Origin of the sequence: Pseudomonas cichorii, assembly GCF_019719005.1 — a bacterium.
In the GTDB taxonomy this organism is placed as follows: Bacteria; Pseudomonadota; Gammaproteobacteria; order Pseudomonadales; family Pseudomonadaceae; genus Aquipseudomonas; species Aquipseudomonas cichorii_E.
Genome location: NZ_JAIGPJ010000016.1, coordinates 1 through 18,738, shown reverse-complemented (window position 1 = coordinate 18,738; position 18,738 = coordinate 1). Strand labels below are relative to the sequence as shown.

Here is an 18,738-nt window from a genome sequence, read left to right as displayed (position 1 = left end):
GCGAATGAATTCGCTCCTACGGAGTTGTACTCCTACTGCCTCATTTCTGTGCGACCCTTGCACCGCTAATCTGAATTGGCGCGATTCTGGTGCTGTGCTTAGCTGATCCAGTCACTTCAATATCGCTGGCGCAGGCTTTGTTCCGCATGGCATAAGTCTTGCGCGGTTCAATGACCGTCCAGGCCGCAGGAGGCACGCCGTGTCGATTCATATTGCCTTGCACCATGTCACGCATTACCGCTACGAACGCGCGGTTGAACTGGGTCCTCAGATTGTTCGCCTGCGCCCGGCCGCTCATAGCCGAACCCGCGTGTTGTCGTACTCGCTGAAAGTCTTGCCCGAAAACCACTTCATCAACTGGCAACAGGACCCGCAGGGTAATTATCTGGCGCGTCTGGTGTTCCCCGAGAAGACCAAAGAGCTGCGGGTCGAGGTCGATCTGGTTGCCGAGATGGCAGTGTTCAACCCCTTCGACTTTTTTCTTGAGCCCTACGCGGAAAATATTCCGTTTTCTTATGCCAGTGAGGAACAGCGCGAGCTGGCGCCGTATCTGGAAAAACTGCCGCTCACGCCGCGTTTTACCGCTTATCTTGAAAGCATCAGCCGTGAGCCGGTGCCCGCCATCGACTTTCTGGTGGGGCTCAACCAGCGCCTGAGTCAGGACATCGATTACCTGATCCGTATGGAACCGGGTGTGCAGACCCCTGAGTTCACCCTGGAGAACGCTTCAGGTTCATGCCGCGACTCCGCCTGGTTGCTGGTGCAATTGCTGCGTCATCTGGGGCTGGCAGCGCGTTTCGTGTCGGGATATCTGATTCAGCTCAAGGCCGATGTCGAGGCGCTGGACGGGCCGTCCGGCACTGACGTGGATTTCACTGACCTGCACGCCTGGTGCGAGGTCTATCTGCCGGGCGCCGGTTGGGTCGGGCTGGATGCGACGTCGGGCCTGTTTGCCGGGGAAGGGCATATTCCTCTGGCGTGCAGCCCCGAGCCTTCTTCCGCAGCGCCGATCAGCGGGCTGGTCGAGCCGTGTGAAACCGAGTTCAGCCATGAAATGTCGGTGGAGCGGATCTGGGAAGCGCCTCGCGTCACCAAGCCCTACACCGAAGAGCAATGGCAGGAGATTCAGGCCCTCGGGCATCAGATCGACGCTGATCTGGCCCGCGATGACGTGCGCCTGACCATGGGCGGCGAGCCGACGTTCGTCTCTATCGATGACCGTGATGGCAGCGAGTGGAACATCGCCGCCCTCGGGCCGAACAAACGGGCGCTGTCGGCCGAGCTGTTTCAGCGGATGCGCGGACATTATTCCCCCAAGGGCATCGTGCATTTTGGCCAGGGCAAGTGGTATCCCGGTGAGCAACTACCGCGCTGGTCGCTCAACAGCTTCTGGCGCAAGGACGGCAAGCCGGTCTGGAACAATGATGCGCTGATTGCCGATGAAACCCGTGACTACGGCGTGACCGGCGAACTGGCCGGACGTTTTCTGAGCAGCGTCGCCGAGCGCCTGAAACTGCCGACCCGTTTCGTTTTCCCGGCCTACGAAGACAATCTCTATTACCTGTGGCGCGAAGGCGCATTGCCGGTGAACGTCACTGCCGAGGATTCCCGTCTGAGCGACGAGCTTGAGCGGGCACGCTTGCGCAAGGTGTTCGAGCAAGGGCTGGACAAGGTGATTGGCCAGGTGCTGCCATTGGCGCGCACCGCTGCGGGTGACCGCTGGCAGAGCGGGCGCTGGTATTTACGCGATACCCATTGCCGTCTGGTGCCGGGTGATTCCGCGCTCGGCTATCGCTTGCCTCTGGCTTCGCAGCCGTGGGTCAAGGCGGCGGAGTACCCGTTCATTCATCCGACCGACCACAACCAGGATTTCCCCGAGCTGCCTGAACGTGACGAATTACATTCAGAAACGCTGCTCGATACTGATCAGCCTCAGCCGGTCATCGATCAGTCCGCCGACTGGCTGACCCGAACGGCCTTGTGCGCAGAAGCGCGTGGCGGGCGTTTGTACCTGTTCATGCCGCCGCTGCAAAAGCTTGAGGAATACCTTGAGCTGGTGGCGGTGATCGAAGCCACCGCCGAAGAATTGCAGTGCCCGGTGCTGCTGGAAGGCTACGAGCCGCCGAGCGATCCGCGCCTGAGCAATTTCCGGATTACGCCGGATCCGGGTGTGATCGAGGTCAACGTGCAACCTTCTTCCACCTGGGACCAACTGGTGGAGCGCACCGAGTTTCTTTATGAGCAGGCACGCCTTACGCGCCTGACCACTGAAAAATTCATGATCGATGGCCGCCATACCGGTACAGGCGGTGGCAACCACTTCGTGCTCGGCGGTGCGACCCCTGCGGACTCGCCATTTCTGCGCCGTCCCGATCTGCTGCGCAGCCTGATCAGCTACTGGCACAACCATCCGTCCCTGTCGTATCTGTTTTCCGGTCTGTTCGTCGGCCCGACGTCTCAGGCACCGCGCATTGATGAGGCGCGCAACGATTCGCTCTATGAAATGGAAGTCGCCTTTGCGCAAATGCCCAAGCCGGGCGAGGAAGTTGCGCCCTGGTTGATCGACCGGCTGCTGCGCAATCTGCTGATTGATGTCACTGGCAATACCCATCGCGCCGAGTTCTGTATCGACAAGCTGTATTCGCCGGATGGTGCGACCGGGCGCCTGGGTCTGCTGGAACTGCGCGCCTTTGAAATGCCGCCCCATGCGCGCATGAGCCTTGCCCAGCAATTGCTGTTGCGGGCGCTGGTCGCCCGTTTCTGGCGCGAGCCTTATGCACCGGCCAAGCTGGCGCGCTGGGGGACGGAGCTGCATGACCGTTTCATGCTGCCGTATTTCATCGAGCAGGATTTCGCTGATGTGATTGCCGAACTCAATGACGTGGGTTATCCACTGCGGGCCGAATGGTTCGCCGCGCATCTGGAGTTCCGCTTCCCGAAAGTGGGCGACTACGCGGTCAACGGCATCGAGCTGGAGTTGCGGCAGGCGCTGGAGCCCTGGCATGTACTGGGCGAGGAAGGCTCGGGCGGCGGCGCGGTGCGTTATGTGGACTCGTCTCTGGAGCGCTTGCAGGTACGGATCAATGGTTTGCCGCCGCAGCGCTACATGTTGACCTGCAACGGCATTGCGGTGCCTTTGCAGCCCACCGGGCGAGTGGGCGAGTTCGTCGCGGCTGTGCGCTATCGGGCCTGGCAGCCTGCCAATTGCCTGCAACCGACCATCGGCGTTCATGCACCGCTGGTCTTCGATCTGCTGGATACCTGGATGCAGCGCTCGCTGGGCGGCTGCGAGTATCATGTCGCCCATCCGGGCGGTCGCAACTATGAAACATTGCCGGTCAACGCCAACGAAGCGGAAAGCCGGCGCCTCTCACGGTTCTTCCGTGTGGGGCATACCGCAGGCAAGCTGGAGATTCCGTCGCTCAACATTAGCGATGAATTGCCGATGACGCTGGATATGCGCCTGCATTAATAAAAACGGCTCAGTCAGTTGGATGCACACGGACGTGTCCACATCGGTGTGACATCTGACTGCGCTAACCTGAAGCCCTTATGCTGTTTGCCGAGCCTTCCATGCCTGATCTGCTTGACCGTTACCCGCTTTCCGAGGGGACCTATCACGAGATGCTCGATGCCAGCGGTGCTGTACGGCCGCACTGGCAGCGCCTGTACGAGCATATGCAGCGCAGTACTTCCACCCAGTTGACCCAGCGCCAGGCGCTGTTGACCCGGCAGATCCAGGAAAACGGCGTGACCTATAACGTCTATGCCGACCCCAAGGGCGCCGATCGCCCGTGGGAGCTGGATCTGCTGCCGCATGTCATCCCGGCCGAGGAGTGGCAGCATCTTGCGGCAGGCATCGCCCAGCGTGCCCGCCTGCTCAATGCCGTGCTGGCTGATCTGTATGGTCCGCAAGACCTCATCGCCAATGGCTTGCTGCCTGCCGAGCTGGTATTCGGGCATAACAATTTTCTGTGGCCTTGCCAGGGTGTCAAACCGCCTGAAGGGACGTTCCTGCACATGTACGCCGTTGATCTGGCGCGAACGCCGGACGGACGCTGGTGGGTCACTGCCGACCGCACGCAGGCGCCTTCGGGTGCCGGTTATGCGCTGGAGAACCGGCAGATCGTCGCGCGTGCGCTGCCAGAAGCCTACCGTGATCTGCAGGTCAGGCACTTGTCGGGGTTCTTTGGTGCCCTGCAACAGACTCTGGCCCGTCAGGCGCCGACCAGCAGCGAAGCGCCGTTGATCGTGCTGCTGACTCCTGGCCGTTTCAATGAAAGCTATTTCGAGCATTTGTACCTGGCACGCCAGTTGGGCTATCCGCTGGTGGAAGGCGGCGATCTGACCGTGCGCGATGCCACGGTTTATCTGAAAACCCTCAGCGGTCTGCGCCGGGTTCACGCGATCATGCGGCGTCTGGACGATGACTTCTGCGATCCGCTGGAGTTGCGCACCGACTCTGCGCTGGGCGTGCCCGGTCTGCTGGAAGCTGTGCGTCAGGGCAATGTGCTGGTGGCCAACGCCTTGGGCAGCGGTGTTCTGGAGTCGCCGGGGTTGCTGGGTTTCCTGCCGAAAATCAGCCAGTACCTGTTTGGCGAAGACCTGATCCTGCCCTCGGTTGCGACCTGGTGGTGCGGAGAGCCTCCGGTGCTGGCTCAGGCGCTGGAGAAGCTTCCCGAATTGCTGATCAAGCCGGCGTTTCCGTCGCAGCGATTCGCACCGGTCTTCGGGCGCGACTTGAACGAAGAACAACGCAAGGCACTGGCGGCTCGCATGCAGGCACGGCCTTACGCTTATGTCGCGCAAGAGCTGGCGCAACTGTCCCATGCACCAGTCCTTCAGCCTGACGGCAAGGGGTTGCAACCTCGTGCCATTGGCATGCGGGTGTATGCGGTGGCGGGCATGGAGGGTTATCGCGTGCTGCCGGGTGGTCTGACCCGTGTGGCTGCCGAAGCCGATGCGGATGTGATTTCCATGCAGCGCGGCGGTGCCAGCAAGGACACCTGGGTGTTGGGCGAGCACTACTCGCATCTGGGCGAACCGTGGAAAGGGCAGCGCCCGCTGGGTGTCTACGACCTGATTCGTCGCGATCCGTACCTGCCGTCGCGGGTGGTGGAAAACCTGTACTGGTTCGGACGTTATTGCGAGCGCTGCGATGACAGCGCCCGGTTATTGCGGATCATGCTGGCGCGCTATATCGATGGCGATGATCCTCTGGCCTTGCAGGCTTCCGTGGAACTGGCCGAAAGCCTGAACCTGTTGCCCGAAGCCGAGGAGGGCGAAGAGTTGCCCGATCGTCTGCTCACGGCGTTGCTGGGGGAGGAATGGGTATTCAGCCTGCGTTCCAATCTGCAGCGTTTGCAATGGGCTGCGTCCCAGGTGCGGGGCAAGCTTTCCCGGGAAAACTGGCAGGCGCTGGTGGAGTTGCAGCGCGAAGCCGCAAGCCTGGAAACCAAGGAGCCGGATTTCGGCGAACTGCTGGATTTCCTCAACCGGCTGGTGATGTCTCTGGCCGCCTTGTCCGGGTTTGCTTTGGACGACATGACCCGTGACGAAGGCTGGAGCTTTCTGATGATCGGGCGGCGTATCGAACGCCTGAAGTTTCTCAGCTCCAGCCTGGCCGCTTTCCTGAGGGCTGCGGCGGTGTCCGATCACTCGGGGCTGGACTGGTTGCTGGAACTGGGCAACAGCAGCATTACCTACCGTTCACGTTACATGGCCGTGCCGCATCTGATTCCGGTGCTGGACCTGTTGCTGCTCGACGAGCAGAACCCTCATGCCGTGTTGTTCCAGCTCAAGCAGGTGGAGCGCTCCTTGCGACGTTTGAACGACGACTTCGGTGCGCCGTGCGACAGAAGCCTCGCAATCCTGATCCAGCGTCTGTCCAGCTTCGATCTTGGCAGTCTGGAGAATCCACTGTTCGGTGAAAGCAGCCTCAAGGCTGTGCTGGAAGGTCTGGCGGATCTGCTGCAAACCATTGGCGATACCAGCGGGCAGGTATCCGACCGCCTGGCCCTGCGCCACTTCGCCCATGTCGATGATGTCAGCCAACGTACGGTATCCGTTTGATGAGTGCCCATTACCAGATTCTTCACGACACCCATTACAAGTACGACAGCCCGGTTTCCCTGGCGCAGCAACTGGCTCACCTGTGGCCGCGCAGCAGTCCGTGGCAGCGTTGCAGCGAGCAGCATCTGGAAATCCTGCCGACGCCCACCACGCGCCGGGACGAGCTGGATGTATTCGGCAATCCGCTGACTCGTCTGGCTTTCGAACGTCCTCATGACGAACTGCAGGTCAATGCCCGTTTGCGAGTGGAAGTGCTGAAGCGACCTGAACTGGACTTCAACCTCTCGCCCGAGTGGGAGGTGACGCGCAGCGCCCTGACCTACAGCGCGCAACGAATGACCGCCGATGTTCTTGAGGCCTGTCGGTATCGCTTCGAGTCGCCTTATGTGCATCTCAAGCGCTCGTTCGCCGAGTTCTCTCAGGATTGCTTCCCGCCGGGGCGGCCTTTGCTGCTGTGCGTGCAGGCCTTGATGGAAAAGATCTTCGAGGAATTCACCTTTGACGGCGAAGCCACCCAGGTGGCGACACCACTGGTGGAAGTGCTGGAGCGGCGTCGCGGGGTCTGTCAGGACTTTGCCCATCTGATGCTGGCGTGTCTGCGCTCGCGGGGGTTGGCAGCACGTTATGTCAGCGGTTACCTGCTGACTCAGCCACCGCCCGGCCAGCCTCGGCTGATCGGGGCTGACGCTTCCCACGCCTGGGTTTCAGTGTTTTGCCCGGCGTCGGGCTGGGTCGACTTCGATCCGACCAACAACATTCAGCCGGCGCTGGAGCACATCAGCCTGGCCTGGGGGCGGGACTTCTCCGATGTCTCGCCCTTGCGCGGCGTGATTCTGGGTGGTGGTAATCATGACCCTGAAGTCCGGGTGACGGTGATGCCCATCGGTGAAGTGTATTCAGGCATCGCCATTAATTCCTGAGGCCTTTGAATCGTTCCTTAAGCGGCGCATTCGATTATCCGGCAGCGCGCCGCGCCTGGTCGCAGGCATCGTGTGGACAACTGGCGCTGGCGCCACAGGCGTAAGCGGCAAGCAAACTGCGAAACAGGCTATTGAGCTGCATGACAGGCATTCCATGGGTGGCAATGCGTCGATGGTAGAGCCGCCTGCGCTGGCCGGCTGTTTGATTGTTTCGATGACGGCGATAGCCGGTATCATTGCGCGCCACTGATCGATAAGCCTTCCTTGAGAGTCACGTTGACGCAGGTCATTGGAACCTGGCCCTGGATGGGGCAGTCTCTCATCACACTAATGAAGCACCCTGCCTTGGAGATTCATATGATTCGCAAGCTTGTAGCTATTTCTCTGTTGACGTTGGCCAGTGGTCAGTTGTTGGCTGCCGAATGCTCCACCACCGTCGACTCGACCGACCAGATGTCGTTCAGCACCAAAGCCATCGAGATCGACAAGAGCTGCAAGACCTTCACCGTCAACCTCACTCACTCCGGCAGTCTGCCGAAGAACGTGATGGGTCATAACTGGGTGTTGAGCAAGACGGCTGATTCGCAGGCTATCGCCACGGATGGTCTGAGCGTGGGTATCGACAAGGGATACCTGAAGGAAGGCGATCCTCGCATTATCGCTCACACCAAGTTGATCGGTGCAGGTGAGACTGATTCTGTGACCTTCGATGTGTCGAAGCTCGACCCGGCCGGGCAATACCAGTTCTTCTGCACCTTCCCGGGCCACATCAGCATGATGAAAGGCACGGTGACGCTGAAGTAAGTTGATGCTTTCGCGAATGAATTCCCCGTAGGAGCGAATTCATTCGCGAAGTGCAGGTGACCCATATCGCCAGTTCCACCGCCTTCCCGGATAAATCCGGTCCTGCTCAGGGCGCGTAAGGCAGTTCACGCTTGTGCTGGGTCTTGGAGTAGGTATCGCAAATGATCCTGAACGCTTCTTCGCGTACCGGCTGGCCATGCAGGAAGGCATCGATTTCCGCATAGGTCACGCCATGAGAAGCCTCGTCCGGCTTGCCTGGCACCAGGTCTTCCAGATCCGCCGTTGGCACTTTCTCCACCAGTGATTCCGGTGCGCCGAAATGGCGGGCGATGGCGCGTACCTGGTTTTTCACCAGGCCGCTGAGCGGTGCCAGGTCGCAGGCGCCGTCACCGAACTTGGTAAAGAAGCCCATGACTGCTTCGGCCGCATGATCGGTACCTACCACCAACCCCTGATAAGCCCCGGCGATGGTGTACTGCGCCACCATGCGGATGCGTGCCTTGGTGTTGCCGAGCACGAAGTCCACCGTGCCTGCCGGTTTGCCATCGAAGGCCCTGACTTCGGCGGCCAGTGCCTTGACGCTCTCGCCGATATTGACGGTATGACGCTCGTCCGGATCGATGAAATCCACAGAAGCCTGGGCTTCGTGTTCGTCATGTTGCACCACATATGGCAGGCGCACGGCAACGAAGCGGTAGCTGTCGTCGCCGGTGCTGCTGCGCAGTTCCTTGACGGCGCGCTGGCACAGCAGGCCGGCGGTCAGTGAGTCGACGCCGCCGCTGATCCCCAGTACCAGCGTCTTGAGCCGTGCATTGAGCAGGCACTCCTTGATGAAGTCCACGCGGCGGGCCACTTCGGTCTGCAAAGCGTTGTGGTCGGCGAAAGGTGGCTGGACATTGAGCTGTTCAGCGATCTGCTGTTGTACGGCGTGCATGAGTCACTCCTCGTAAGTAGGGACAATTCAAACGGGTTTTTCAGGGGCAGTCAAAGCGGGCACCTTGAACACGTGTCGCAGGTACGAGACGAAGTTCGGGTCCTTGCATTGCGCCTTGCCTGGCTCATCGGAAATCTTTGCCACGGGTTGCCCGGCGCATGCGGTCATTTTCAGCACCATGTTCATCGGCGCTATGCCTGGAATATCTGCCGTGAGGTTGGTGCCGATGCCAAAGCTGACATTGATGCGGCCGCGCAAGGCTCGAAAGATTTCCAGCGCCTTGGGCAGGCTCAGGCCGTCGGAGAACACCAGAGTCTTGCTCGTCGGGTCGATACCCAGCCTCTGATAGTGAGCAATGCATTTTTCAGCCCACTTCACCGGATCGCCCGAGTCATGGCGCAGACCGTCGAACAGCTTGGCGAAATACAGATCGAAGTCGCTCAGGAAGGCATCGGTGGTGATGCAGTCGGTCAGGGCGATACCCAGCAGCCCGCGGTACTCGCGAACCCAGCAGTCCAGCGCGGCGATCTGGCTGTCGATCAGGCGCGGGCCGAGTTGCTGGTGCGCCATGATCCATTCATGAGCCATGGTGCCCAGCGGCTTGAGATCAAGCTCGCGGGCCAGGTGCACATTACTGGTGCCGACGAACTGGCCGGGGAAGTCACGTTTGAGCACTTGAACGATTGCTTCCTGCACGCCGTAGGAGAAGCGACGGCGGGTGCCGAAGTCGGCGACTTTCAGTTCGGCCAGTTCATCCGTGCTGGCGTTGCTGGTCAGCCACTCGAACTTGTCGTAGAGACGTTGCCGCGCCTGACTGAGCATGATGTCCGGGTAACGATGACGATTGCGGACTTCGCTGACGATGGCCAGCAACGGCACTTCGAACAGAATCACATGCAGCCACGGACCGTGCAGGCGAATGCACAGCTCATCGTTTTCGATGCTGGTCTTTACATAACGGGTATTGAAGCGGAACAGCCCCAGGAACCTGAGGAAGTCCGGTTTCAGAAAGGTGATGCGCTCCAGGAATGCCAGGTGCTCGTTGCTCAGCGACAGCTCGCACAGCAATTCGATCTGATGCCTGATTTCGGTCAGGTAGGGCCGCAGGTCTTCGCCGTTTCGGCAGCGAAACTCCCACTCCACATCGGTATTGGGATAGTTATGCAGTACCGCCTGCATCATGGTGAGCTTGTAGAAATCGGTATCGAGCAGATTTTGCACGATGCGATTCGAGAAGGCGCTCCCGCTCATTGATTTGGATCTCCAGAGCAGCCGATAACGTTGGGCTCGCGAATGTCGTGTTCAGAGTGCTCGCGGCCTGCTGGGTTCCCATTGTCACCCTTAACTTGCCGGATGATCCAATTGTTCCCGCATTGCGTGCAGAAAAACCGGGACAGTGATGGACGCCGGACATCTGCGGGTAACAGGTCGGCATGCCTCATGGCGGGGCTTGCAGTCCGGGTTTGTGCATCATCGCCAGCGTTTTCCTGTGCGTCCACTAACCTCAAATGGTGCGTCTCGTAGCGCATTCGCACTGGGGGTGTGCACTTCGGTGACGTGACCGGTTACAGCCGGGTTGCACGTCAGGCGGTGTGTGGTTTGCCGTTTATTCGTGCAAGGGTTGCGCTATTTTTGAAGGTGGTTGCACCTTGCGCATTCCAGACGGTTGCACGGCCCTTTTTCAAGGGCCGATCACTGGCGCGAGGGCTGCGCGACGATTCCCGCTCGCCGAATGAAAAGTGATGGCACGCCCCTTGCTCTAAGCAACTCTTGTAGTTGCAGTGCTAATTAAAAAAACCTCAGGAGCACCACTCATGTCGCATACGTTTTACAGGAAAGGCTTTCTGGCAATTGCAGTGGCAACTGCATTGGGCGTGTCTTCGTTTGCTCAAGCTGACGTGAAGATTGGCGTTGCAGGCCCGATGACCGGCGCCAACTCATCGTTTGGCGAGCAATATATGAAAGGAGCTCAGGCGGCTGCGGATGCAATCAACGCAGCAGGCGGCGTCAACGGGGAGAAGATTGTCCTGGTGCGCGGCGATGATGCCTGCGAGCCGAAGCAGGCCGTGGCTGTTGCCAACCGTCTGGTCGATCAGGACAAGGTGGTCGGTGTAGTGGGGCACTTCTGTTCTTCTTCCACCATCCCGGCTTCTGAGGTTTACAGCGAGGCGGGCGTGATTGCCATCACTCCAGGTTCCACCAACCCGACTGTTACCGAGCGCGGTCTGGGAGAAATGTTCCGCATGTGCGGTCGTGACGATCAGCAAGGCGTAGTCGCTGGCGACTACATCGTCGACGTGCTCAAAGGCAAGAAAATCGCGGTTATCCACGACAAGGACACTTACGGTCAGGGGCTCGCCGATGCGACCCGTGCCCAGTTGGCCAAGCGTGGCGTGAAAGAGGTTCTGTACGAAGGCCTGACCCGTGGCGAGAAAGACTTCAGTGCCGTGGTTACCAAGATCCGCTCGGTGGGTGCCGATGTCGTCTACTTCGGTGGTCTGCACCCGGAGGCTGGCCCGCTGGTTCGTCAACTGCGCGAGCAGGGCCTCAAGGACGTCAAGTTCATGTCCGATGATGGCGTCGTGACCGACGAACTGGTGACGACCGCAGGCGGTCCTCAGTACGTGGATGGCGTGTACATGACCTTCGGTGCCGACCCTCGCCTGCTGCCGGAAAGCAAGGCCGTGGTGGATGAGTTCCGCAAGTCCGGTTACGAGCCTGAAGGCTACACCCTGTATGCCTACGCTTCCGTGCAGGCACTGGCGGCCGGCTTCAACGGTGCCAAGTCCAACAAGGGCGATGCGGCGGCCAAATGGCTCAAGGCCAACCCGGTCACGACGGTCATGGGCGAGAAAACCTGGGATGCCAAGGGCGACCTGAAGGTCTCCGACTATGTGGTGTATCAGTGGGACGCGACGGGTAAATACAAGCAGCTTGAACAACAGAAGTGAGATAGATACAGCGCCTGACCTGCCTTTTCGGGCAGGACAGGCATGCTAACGGGCTCGCACCTCGGCGGGCCTGGACTCTTCTGTTGCCGCAGGACCTGCTCGTTTTGCCCACAGGGCAGGGCGAGCAGTGCCTTGAGCGGCCTCCAAGTGTGTGAGCGTGCGTGATGGACGGTATTTTCCTGCAGCAAATGGTCAACGGGCTGACCCTCGGGTCTGTCTACGGCCTCATTGCCATCGGCTACACGATGGTCTACGGCATTATCGGCATGATCAACTTCGCCCACGGCGATGTTTACATGATCTCCGCCTACCTGGCCGCAATCGGCCTGGCGGTCCTTTCTTTCTTCGGTCTGGAGTCCTTTCCATTCCTGATTCTGGGCACACTGGTCTTCACCGTCGTGGTGACAGGCGTCTATGGTTTTGTCATCGAACGGGTGGCCTACAAGCCGCTGCGCAACTCGACCCGTCTGGCACCGTTGATCAGCGCCATCGGTATTTCCCTGATCCTGCAGAACTACGCGCAGATCAGTCAGGGCGCCCGGCAGCAGGGTGTGCCCACGCTTCTTGAAGGCGCGTGGCGCTTCGAGGTCGGAACCGGCTTCGTGCAGATCACCTACACCAAGATCTTCATCCTCATCGCCGCTTTCGCCGGCATGGCGCTGCTGACCTACATCATCAAGTACACCAAGCTGGGCCGTATGTGCCGCGCCACGCAACAGGATCGCAAGATGGCGTCGATCCTGGGCATCAACACGGATCGGGTCATTTCCTACGTGTTCATCATCGGTGCTGCAATGGCTGCGCTGGCGGGTGTGCTGATCACCATGAACTACGGCACCTTCGATTTCTATGCCGGGTTCGTCATCGGCATCAAGGCATTCACTGCTGCGGTTCTTGGCGGGATCGGCTCGCTGCCGGGCGCGATGCTGGGTGGCTTGATCCTGGGGGTTGCCGAGTCGCAGTTCTCCGGTCTGATCAACTCCGATTACAAAGACGTGTTCAGTTTCGGCCTGCTGGTAGTGATCCTGATTTTCCGTCCCCAAGGCCTGCTGGGTCGCCCACTCGTGGCGAAGGTATAAGTATGTCTGCTCCTATCGCTAAACCTATCGATATCAAGAAAAGCCTGATCGACGCCGTTGTTGCCGGTTTGCTGGCGCTGATTGTCTTCGGCCCGATTGTCGGCATCGTGCTTGACGGCTACAGCTTCAACCTGCAACCGGCCCGGGTCACCGTGCTGGTGGCGGTGGTCATGGCGGGTCGTTTCCTCATGAGCCTGTTCCTGCAAACGCCCGACGGCATTCGCATCAGCCAGCGTTTCGAGAGTTCCGGCTCGGGCGTGCATGTGCTCAAGCCCGATCACAAGTCGAACCTCTACTGGATCATCCCGCTGCTGATCGTGATCGCCATCGTGTTTCCGATCTTTGCCAACAAGTACCTGCTGACCGTGGTCATCCTCGGGCTGATTTACGTCCTGCTCGGGCTGGGGCTGAACATCGTGGTCGGTCTGGCCGGTCTGTTGGACCTGGGTTACGTGGCGTTCTATGCCATCGGTGCCTATGGTCTGGCTCTGGGTTATCAGTATCTGGGCCTGGGTTTCTGGTCGGCGCTGCCTCTGGCGGCGATTGCTGCGGCGTTGGCCGGGTGCATTCTGGGGTTTCCGGTGTTGCGCATGCATGGCGACTATCTGGCAATCGTGACCCTGGGTTTCGGTGAGATCATCCGTCTGGTGCTCAATAACTGGCTGTCCTTCACCGGCGGCCCGAATGGTGTTCCCGTGCCAGCGCCCACTTTTTTTGGCCTGGAGTTCGGACGTCGTGCCAAAGAGGGCGGTATTCCGATTCACGAATATTTCGGCTTCGATTACAACCCGGACCTGAAATTCCTGTTCATCTACACCGTGCTGTTCATCGTGGTGCTGGCCGTGCTGTTCATCAAGCATCGCCTGACCCGCATGCCTATCGGTCGCGCCTGGGAAGCGCTTCGCGAAGACGAGATTGCCTGCCGCTCCATGGGCCTCAACCATGTGCTCGTCAAGCTTTCAGCGTTCACCATCGGTGCTTCGACGGCGGGTCTGGCCGGTGTGTTTTTCGCCAGTTATCAGGGCTTCGTCAACCCGACTTCCTTCACCTTCTTCGAGTCGGCGCTGATCCTGGCCATCGTGGTATTGGGCGGGATGGGCTCGACGGTGGGTGTGGTGATCGCGGCCTTCGTGCTGACGGTTGCGCCCGAGCTGCTGCGCAGTTTCTCAGAGTATCGGGTACTGCTTTTCGGAATCCTGATGGTGTTGATGATGATCTGGCGGCCACGTGGCCTGATTCGTATCAGCCGTACCGGTGTGATGCCGCGCAAAGGCGCACTGGTTAAAGAAGGAGTGGCGTCATGAGCAATGAAGTCATTCTCTCGGTCGAGCATCTGATGATGCATTTTGGCGGCATCAAGGCGTTGAGCGATGTCAGCCTGCAAGTTCGTCGCAACTCGATCTTCGCCCTGATCGGCCCGAACGGTGCTGGCAAGACCACGGTCTTCAATTGCCTGACCGGTTTCTACAAGGCCACGGGCGGACGTATCGAGCTGCATACCCGTGGCAAGACCACCAATGTGATCAAGCTGCTGGGCGAATCGTTTGCCGCGACAGACTTCGTCTCGCCCAAGAGCTTCTTAAGCCGCGTGTACTACAAGATGTTCGGCGGTACCCATCTGGTCAACCGGGCCGGGCTGGCGCGCACGTTCCAGAACATTCGGCTGTTCAAGGAAATGTCGGTGGTGGAAAACCTGCTGGTGGCCCAGCACATGTGGGTCAATCGCAGCCTGCTCAGCGGCATTCTCAATACCAAAGGCTACCGCAAGGCCGAGGAAGACGCGCTCAACACGGCGTTCTACTGGCTGGAAGTGGTGGATCTGGTGGACTGCGCCAACCGCCTTGCGGGTGAGTTGTCCTACGGTCAGCAGCGCCGCCTGGAAATTGCCCGGGCCATGTGTACGCGGCCCCAGGTGATCTGCCTCGACGAGCCTGCCGCCGGCCTCAACCCTCAGGAAACCGAAGCCCTGAGCGGCATGATCCGCCTGCTGAGGGACGAACATGACATGACCATCGTGCTGATCGAGCACGACATGGGCATGGTCATGAACATTTCCGACGATATTGTGGTGCTGGACCACGGCAACGTGATTGCCGCTGGCGGGCCGGAGCAGATCCGTAACGATCCGAAAGTGATCGCCGCGTATCTGGGCGCTGATGAAGAGGAATTGGTATGAGCAAGCCGATCCTCGAAATGAAAGAGATCGATGTGTATTACGGGCCGATCCAGGCCCTCAAGAAAGTCTCGCTGCACATCAATGAAGGCGAAACCGTGAGCCTGATCGGCTCCAACGGCGCGGGTAAGTCCACGCTGCTGATGTCGATCTTCGGCCAGCCGCGTGCTGCCAGCGGGCAGATCCTCTATCAGGGCACCGACATCACGCAGAAGTCGTCGCACTACATCGCTTCCAACGGCATTGCGCAGTCGCCGGAAGGGCGCAGGGTATTCCCTGACATGTCGGTCGAGGAAAACCTGCTGATGGGCACCATCCCCATCGGCGACAAGCATTCTGCCGAAGACATGCAGCGCATGTTCGACCTGTTCCCGCGCCTCAAGGAGCGCCGTAACCAGCGCGCCATGACCATGTCCGGTGGCGAGCAGCAGATGCTGGCCATCGCCCGAGCCCTGATGAGCCGCCCGAAACTGTTGCTGCTCGACGAGCCGAGCCTCGGCCTGGCGCCGATCATCGTCAAGCAGATCTTCTCGACCCTGCGCGAACTGGCGGCCACCGGCATGACGATCTTCCTGGTCGAGCAGAATGCCAACCACGCACTCAAGCTGTCCGACCGTGCGTATGTGATGGTCAACGGTGAGATCCGCCTGTCAGGCACCGGGCAGGAGTTGCTGGTCAATGAAGAGGTCAGGAGCGCTTATCTGGGCGGGCACTGATTCCGTCAAAAAGCAGCAGCGTTTATCCATGCGCCCCGGGTGTCTTTCACTCGGGGCGCTGTTTTTTCAAATTGTGGAAAACAATTTTGACAGGCCACTCGAGCGCGACATAAAGCCGCTGCAAACGGTTGTTTTGTCACGGTTTTGACTTGTTCAGGTTTACTGTGGAACTGACTGTTAATAACTTGGGAGTATTTGGCTGGAGGCCTTTAGATATAAGGGCTATAGCGCAGTGGTTGTTTTTTGATCAGTCATTTTTGGACGTTCTCTACAGGCTTTTGTCAACGCCTTGATACCTGGTTGTTCATACAGTCCGTGTGGTGTGCAAGCCTGTGGATAAGTCTGTGGGCAAGCGTTGGAAATAGTCGGGTAAGCGGCATTGTTATTGGTCTGGAGGGAAACACAGGGTTTTACCTGCTGTTACAGGGCTTGGAGGTTGGTTACAAAGTCAAGGGGAAAACTTCTCTCGATGCGCTGCAGCCCTTGAAATGCAAGCCATTAAGGGATTTACACTTGCCCCCAGAGATTGTGGGCCTGACTGTGGATAAGGTGGGCAAAACCCCTTGCAGGCCTTGTGATGCGTGGCTTTGCTGGTGTTGTTCGTTTTTTGTACAGTTTTGGTTTTTTCGGCGCTGATTTACCCACAGGCTTGATCCAGCAGGTCTGGGGCGGGCATCCTGCCGGTCTTGCTCAATACTTATTAACAGGCTGCGCTTTCAGGGCGCCATGTCAGGAGAACGAAATGACTTCCACCGTATTCATCACGGGCGCTACTTCCGGGTTTGGCGAAGCTTGCGCTCGTCGCTTTGCCGAGGCTGGCTGGTCGCTGGTGCTGACCGGTCGCCGCCAGGAGCGCCTGGACGCCTTGAGCGCCGAGCTGTCAGCGCAAACCAAGGTTCATACACTGGTGCTGGATGTGCGTGATCGCGCCGCCATGGAAAGCGCCATCGCTGATCTGCCGGAAGAGTTCTCGACCATTCGTGGACTTATCAACAACGCAGGCCTGGCGCTGGGGATCGACCCTGCACCCAAGTGCGATCTGGATGACTGGGACACCATGATCGACACCAACGTCAAAGGTCTGGTCTACACGACCCGCCTGCTGCTGCCGCGCCTGATCGGCCACGGCCGTGGTGCCAGTATCGTCAACCTGGGTTCTGTTGCGGGCAACTACCCGTATCCGGGCGGCAACGTCTATGGCGGCACCAAGGCATTTGTGGGCCAGTTCTCGCTGAACCTGCGCAACGACTTGATCGGCACTGGCGTGCGTGTGACCAATCTGGAGCCGGGTCTGTGCGAAAGCGAGTTCTCGCTGGTGCGTTTCGGTGGTGATCAGGCCAAGTACGATGCGACCTATGCCGGTGCCGAGCCTATCCAGCCACAGGACATCGCCGAGACGATCTTCTGGATCATGAACACCCCGGCGCACGTCAACATCAACAGCCTTGAGCTGATGCCCGTCAGCCAGACCTGGGCCGGCTTTGCGATCGACCGCAATCGCGGTTGAGCGAAACCTCTTCGCGAATGAATTCGCTCCTACCCCGGTCGCTGCGTAGGAGCGGATTTATCCGCGAGACGTCATTGAAGGCGATACATTCTCTTCGGATGTATGGGACTCTCGCGAATAAGCGGAGGCTCCTACAGATGTTCGGCCAGGCCGATGTAGCAGGTAGCCAGGTGATACGGGGTCGTTGAGGGCATATCGCTGCGGCTGACCTTGCCCTCGGTGTCCAGGCATTCATGCCAGCCACCGGCGTGCAGGAATCGTTGCTGCAGCGCGACCATCTGACCGGCCAGGCGGTTATCGCTATCTGGCCGTAGCGCCAAAGCCCGCAGGTATTCGGCCTGTGCCCAGATTCGCTGGGTGCCATCACGTACCACACCCTCACAGGTCAGCATCGCGGTCACCGCACCGGTTTGCTGATCGACACCCTGAGCCTCTGCAAGCATGAATGCCCGGTTCAACGAGGCATACAGTTCAGTGCTGTGCAGCTCCGCAGAGGTATGCAGCAAGAAGAACCACTCGAACTGGTGTCCCGGTTCGTACCAGTTATCCACAGCCCCCAGCGGTTTCTCCAGCATCACCCCCGTCGCCGGATCGATGAAACGGCGCTGCATGTGAGTGACCAGCCCATTCAGGGCCGATTGGGTATCGGGGTCCGGGCGTACCGACAGCGTTGCCAGAAACGCCTCAGCCAGATGCATCAACGGGTTCTGCAAAGGCCCGCAGCCCAGCGTGGACCAGTCTTCATCCAGGCTCGCTTCGTAAAGACCGGCACCATCGTCGAAGCGCTCAGCGACAACGTTCAGCGCCGCATTGAGTGCCGACTCGGCCAGCGGCGCTTTGACCCTGGCCCAGTAATGGGCGAAGGCAAAGATGATGAAGGCATGGGTGTAGAGATCCTTGCGGCGATCCAGCGGCTGGCCTTGTGGATCGATGCTGTAAAACCAGCCGCCATGTTCCGCATCATGAAAGTGTTGCTGCATGGAGCGAAACAGCGCTCCAGCGCGAGTCGCGGCATCCGGAAAGTCCGGGTGACCGATCAGGCTGGAAAACAGGAACAACTGCCGGGCGCAGGCCATGGCCCTGTAGCGTTGTGGCGGCAGAGGATGGTGCTGCGCATCCAGCGCTTCATAAGGCAACGCCAGTTGCGCATTCCAGCCAGGACCTTGCCAGAGCGGCACGACGACTTTGAAGAAGTGTTCCTGAAGGCGGGTGAAGCTGGAGGTCAACTCAGACCTTGAGGCAGAACTGGAAGCATGGGGCATCGGCTGGCGTCACGGCAGTGTCGAGATGCGCGACATGTTAGCAGGAGGCGCTCGGACGTGTGTGAGTCGGGGGGACTTTTGTCGCTCGGAAATTCTCCGGGACAAGCTGCCATAGACAGAAATTGTGCTGGAGAGAATCGTAAGGCTGCCAATCCCTTAATAAAAGCAGGTTGATAGATTAAGTCAGCCTTCAATCCGGCCTTAAAACCCGCAACCCGGAGGTGTTTTTTATTTGAGTAATTTCATATGGCCATTATGCGCAAGAAGTTGCGCACTTTTCTGTGGATAACCTGTGATCAGTTCTCTCTGACTCACGCCGT

General features: G+C 59.3%; 14 protein-coding genes. 11 read left to right on the top strand and 3 right to left on the bottom strand.

Features of this window, described 5'->3' with window-relative positions; translation table 11 throughout:
- Positions 1-199: 199 nt before the first annotated feature.
- The 5 genes from K5D32_RS13710 (at position 200) to azu (ending at position 7,796) form a co-directional block, all read left to right on the top strand.
- Complete coding sequence (locus K5D32_RS13710; protein WP_221600622.1) at positions 200-3,472, top strand: DUF2126 domain-containing protein; 3,273 nt, start codon at positions 200-202, stop codon at positions 3,470-3,472.
- 101 nt (positions 3,473-3,573) lie between these two features.
- On the top strand, positions 3,574-6,072 hold the full coding sequence (locus K5D32_RS13705; protein ID WP_221577931.1) for a circularly permuted type 2 ATP-grasp protein: 2,499 nt from the start codon (positions 3,574-3,576) through the stop codon (positions 6,070-6,072).
- Positions 6,072-6,992 carry a transglutaminase family protein gene (locus K5D32_RS13700; RefSeq protein WP_221577930.1) on the top strand — a complete coding sequence of 307 codons (921 nt, stop codon included), beginning with the start codon at positions 6,072-6,074 and terminating at the stop codon, positions 6,990-6,992. Before K5D32_RS13705 ends, K5D32_RS13700 begins: the two co-directional genes overlap by 1 nt.
- Positions 6,958-7,242: a hypothetical protein gene (locus K5D32_RS13695; protein WP_221593961.1), complete on the top strand. Its 285-nt coding sequence runs from the start codon at positions 6,958-6,960 to the stop codon at positions 7,240-7,242. The genes K5D32_RS13700 and K5D32_RS13695 overlap by 35 nt, the downstream gene beginning before the upstream one ends.
- A gap of 107 nt (positions 7,243-7,349) precedes the next feature.
- Positions 7,350-7,796, top strand: a complete 447-nt coding sequence (azu, locus tag K5D32_RS13690) for an azurin (protein WP_221577929.1) — start codon at positions 7,350-7,352, stop codon at positions 7,794-7,796.
- Between the two features lie 106 nt (positions 7,797-7,902).
- Here the strand turns inward: azu and nadE are convergent, their stop codons facing one another.
- The gene (gene nadE, locus K5D32_RS13685; RefSeq protein WP_221577928.1) at positions 7,903-8,730 is read right to left on the bottom strand and encodes an ammonia-dependent NAD(+) synthetase; all 828 of its coding nucleotides are present in this window, start codon (positions 8,728-8,730) and stop codon (positions 7,903-7,905) included.
- A 27-nt stretch (positions 8,731-8,757) separates the two neighbouring features.
- Complete coding sequence (gene pncB / locus K5D32_RS13680; protein WP_221600620.1) at positions 8,758-9,981, bottom strand: nicotinate phosphoribosyltransferase; 1,224 nt, start codon at positions 9,979-9,981, stop codon at positions 8,758-8,760.
- Positions 9,982-10,544: 563 nt separating this feature from the next.
- Between pncB and K5D32_RS13675 the strand changes: the two genes are divergently transcribed.
- From K5D32_RS13675 to K5D32_RS13650, 6 genes are all read left to right on the top strand, one after another.
- Complete coding sequence (locus K5D32_RS13675) at positions 10,545-11,681, top strand: branched-chain amino acid ABC transporter substrate-binding protein (RefSeq protein WP_221600617.1); 1,137 nt, start codon at positions 10,545-10,547, stop codon at positions 11,679-11,681.
- A 164-nt stretch (positions 11,682-11,845) separates the two neighbouring features.
- Positions 11,846-12,760 carry an ABC transporter permease subunit gene (locus K5D32_RS13670; RefSeq protein WP_221577926.1) on the top strand — a complete coding sequence of 305 codons (915 nt, stop codon included), beginning with the start codon at positions 11,846-11,848 and terminating at the stop codon, positions 12,758-12,760.
- A gap of 2 nt (positions 12,761-12,762) precedes the next feature.
- Complete coding sequence (gene livM, locus K5D32_RS13665) at positions 12,763-14,064, top strand: high-affinity branched-chain amino acid ABC transporter permease LivM (protein ID WP_221577925.1); 1,302 nt, start codon at positions 12,763-12,765, stop codon at positions 14,062-14,064.
- Positions 14,061-14,936, top strand: coding sequence for an ABC transporter ATP-binding protein (locus K5D32_RS13660; protein WP_221593958.1), 876 nt, complete (start codon positions 14,061-14,063; stop codon positions 14,934-14,936). Before livM ends, K5D32_RS13660 begins: the two co-directional genes overlap by 4 nt.
- Positions 14,933-15,649, top strand: a complete 717-nt coding sequence (locus K5D32_RS13655; RefSeq protein ID WP_221600615.1) for an ABC transporter ATP-binding protein — start codon at positions 14,933-14,935, stop codon at positions 15,647-15,649. The genes K5D32_RS13660 and K5D32_RS13655 overlap by 4 nt, the downstream gene beginning before the upstream one ends.
- A 742-nt stretch (positions 15,650-16,391) precedes the next feature.
- Entirely contained in the window at positions 16,392-17,156 is a 765-nt protein-coding gene (locus K5D32_RS13650; protein WP_221593956.1) for an SDR family oxidoreductase, read from the top strand.
- Positions 17,157-17,287: 131 nt separating this feature from the next.
- On the opposite strand, the gene K5D32_RS13645 is transcribed toward K5D32_RS13650, so the two are convergent.
- Positions 17,288-18,418 carry an AGE family epimerase/isomerase gene (locus K5D32_RS13645; RefSeq protein WP_221593955.1) on the bottom strand — a complete coding sequence of 377 codons (1,131 nt, stop codon included), beginning with the start codon at positions 18,416-18,418 and terminating at the stop codon, positions 17,288-17,290.
- Positions 18,419-18,738 lie beyond the last annotated feature (320 nt).

Bases quoted from the DNA above. Each gene is read 5' to 3' on its own strand.
- livM (WP_221577925.1), top strand. From the start codon at position 12,763: ATGTCTGCTCCTATCGCTAAACCTATCGATATCAAGAAAAGCCTGATC.
- K5D32_RS13655 (WP_221600615.1), top strand. From the start codon at position 14,933: ATGAGCAAGCCGATCCTCGAAATGAAAGAGATCGATGTGTATTACGGG.
- K5D32_RS13650 (WP_221593956.1), top strand. From the start codon at position 16,392: ATGACTTCCACCGTATTCATCACGGGCGCTACTTCCGGGTTTGGCGAA.
- K5D32_RS13670 (WP_221577926.1), top strand. From the start codon at position 11,846: ATGGACGGTATTTTCCTGCAGCAAATGGTCAACGGGCTGACCCTCGGG.
- K5D32_RS13705 (WP_221577931.1), top strand. From the start codon at position 3,574: ATGCCTGATCTGCTTGACCGTTACCCGCTTTCCGAGGGGACCTATCAC.
- K5D32_RS13645 (WP_221593955.1), bottom strand. From the start codon at position 18,418: ATGCCCCATGCTTCCAGTTCTGCCTCAAGGTCTGAGTTGACCTCCAGC.
- azu (WP_221577929.1), top strand. From the start codon at position 7,350: ATGATTCGCAAGCTTGTAGCTATTTCTCTGTTGACGTTGGCCAGTGGT.
- K5D32_RS13660 (WP_221593958.1), top strand. From the start codon at position 14,061: ATGAGCAATGAAGTCATTCTCTCGGTCGAGCATCTGATGATGCATTTT.
- K5D32_RS13700 (WP_221577930.1), top strand. From the start codon at position 6,072: ATGAGTGCCCATTACCAGATTCTTCACGACACCCATTACAAGTACGAC.
- pncB (WP_221600620.1), bottom strand. From the start codon at position 9,981: ATGAGCGGGAGCGCCTTCTCGAATCGCATCGTGCAAAATCTGCTCGAT.
- K5D32_RS13675 (WP_221600617.1), top strand. From the start codon at position 10,545: ATGTCGCATACGTTTTACAGGAAAGGCTTTCTGGCAATTGCAGTGGCA.
- nadE (WP_221577928.1), bottom strand. From the start codon at position 8,730: ATGCACGCCGTACAACAGCAGATCGCTGAACAGCTCAATGTCCAGCCA.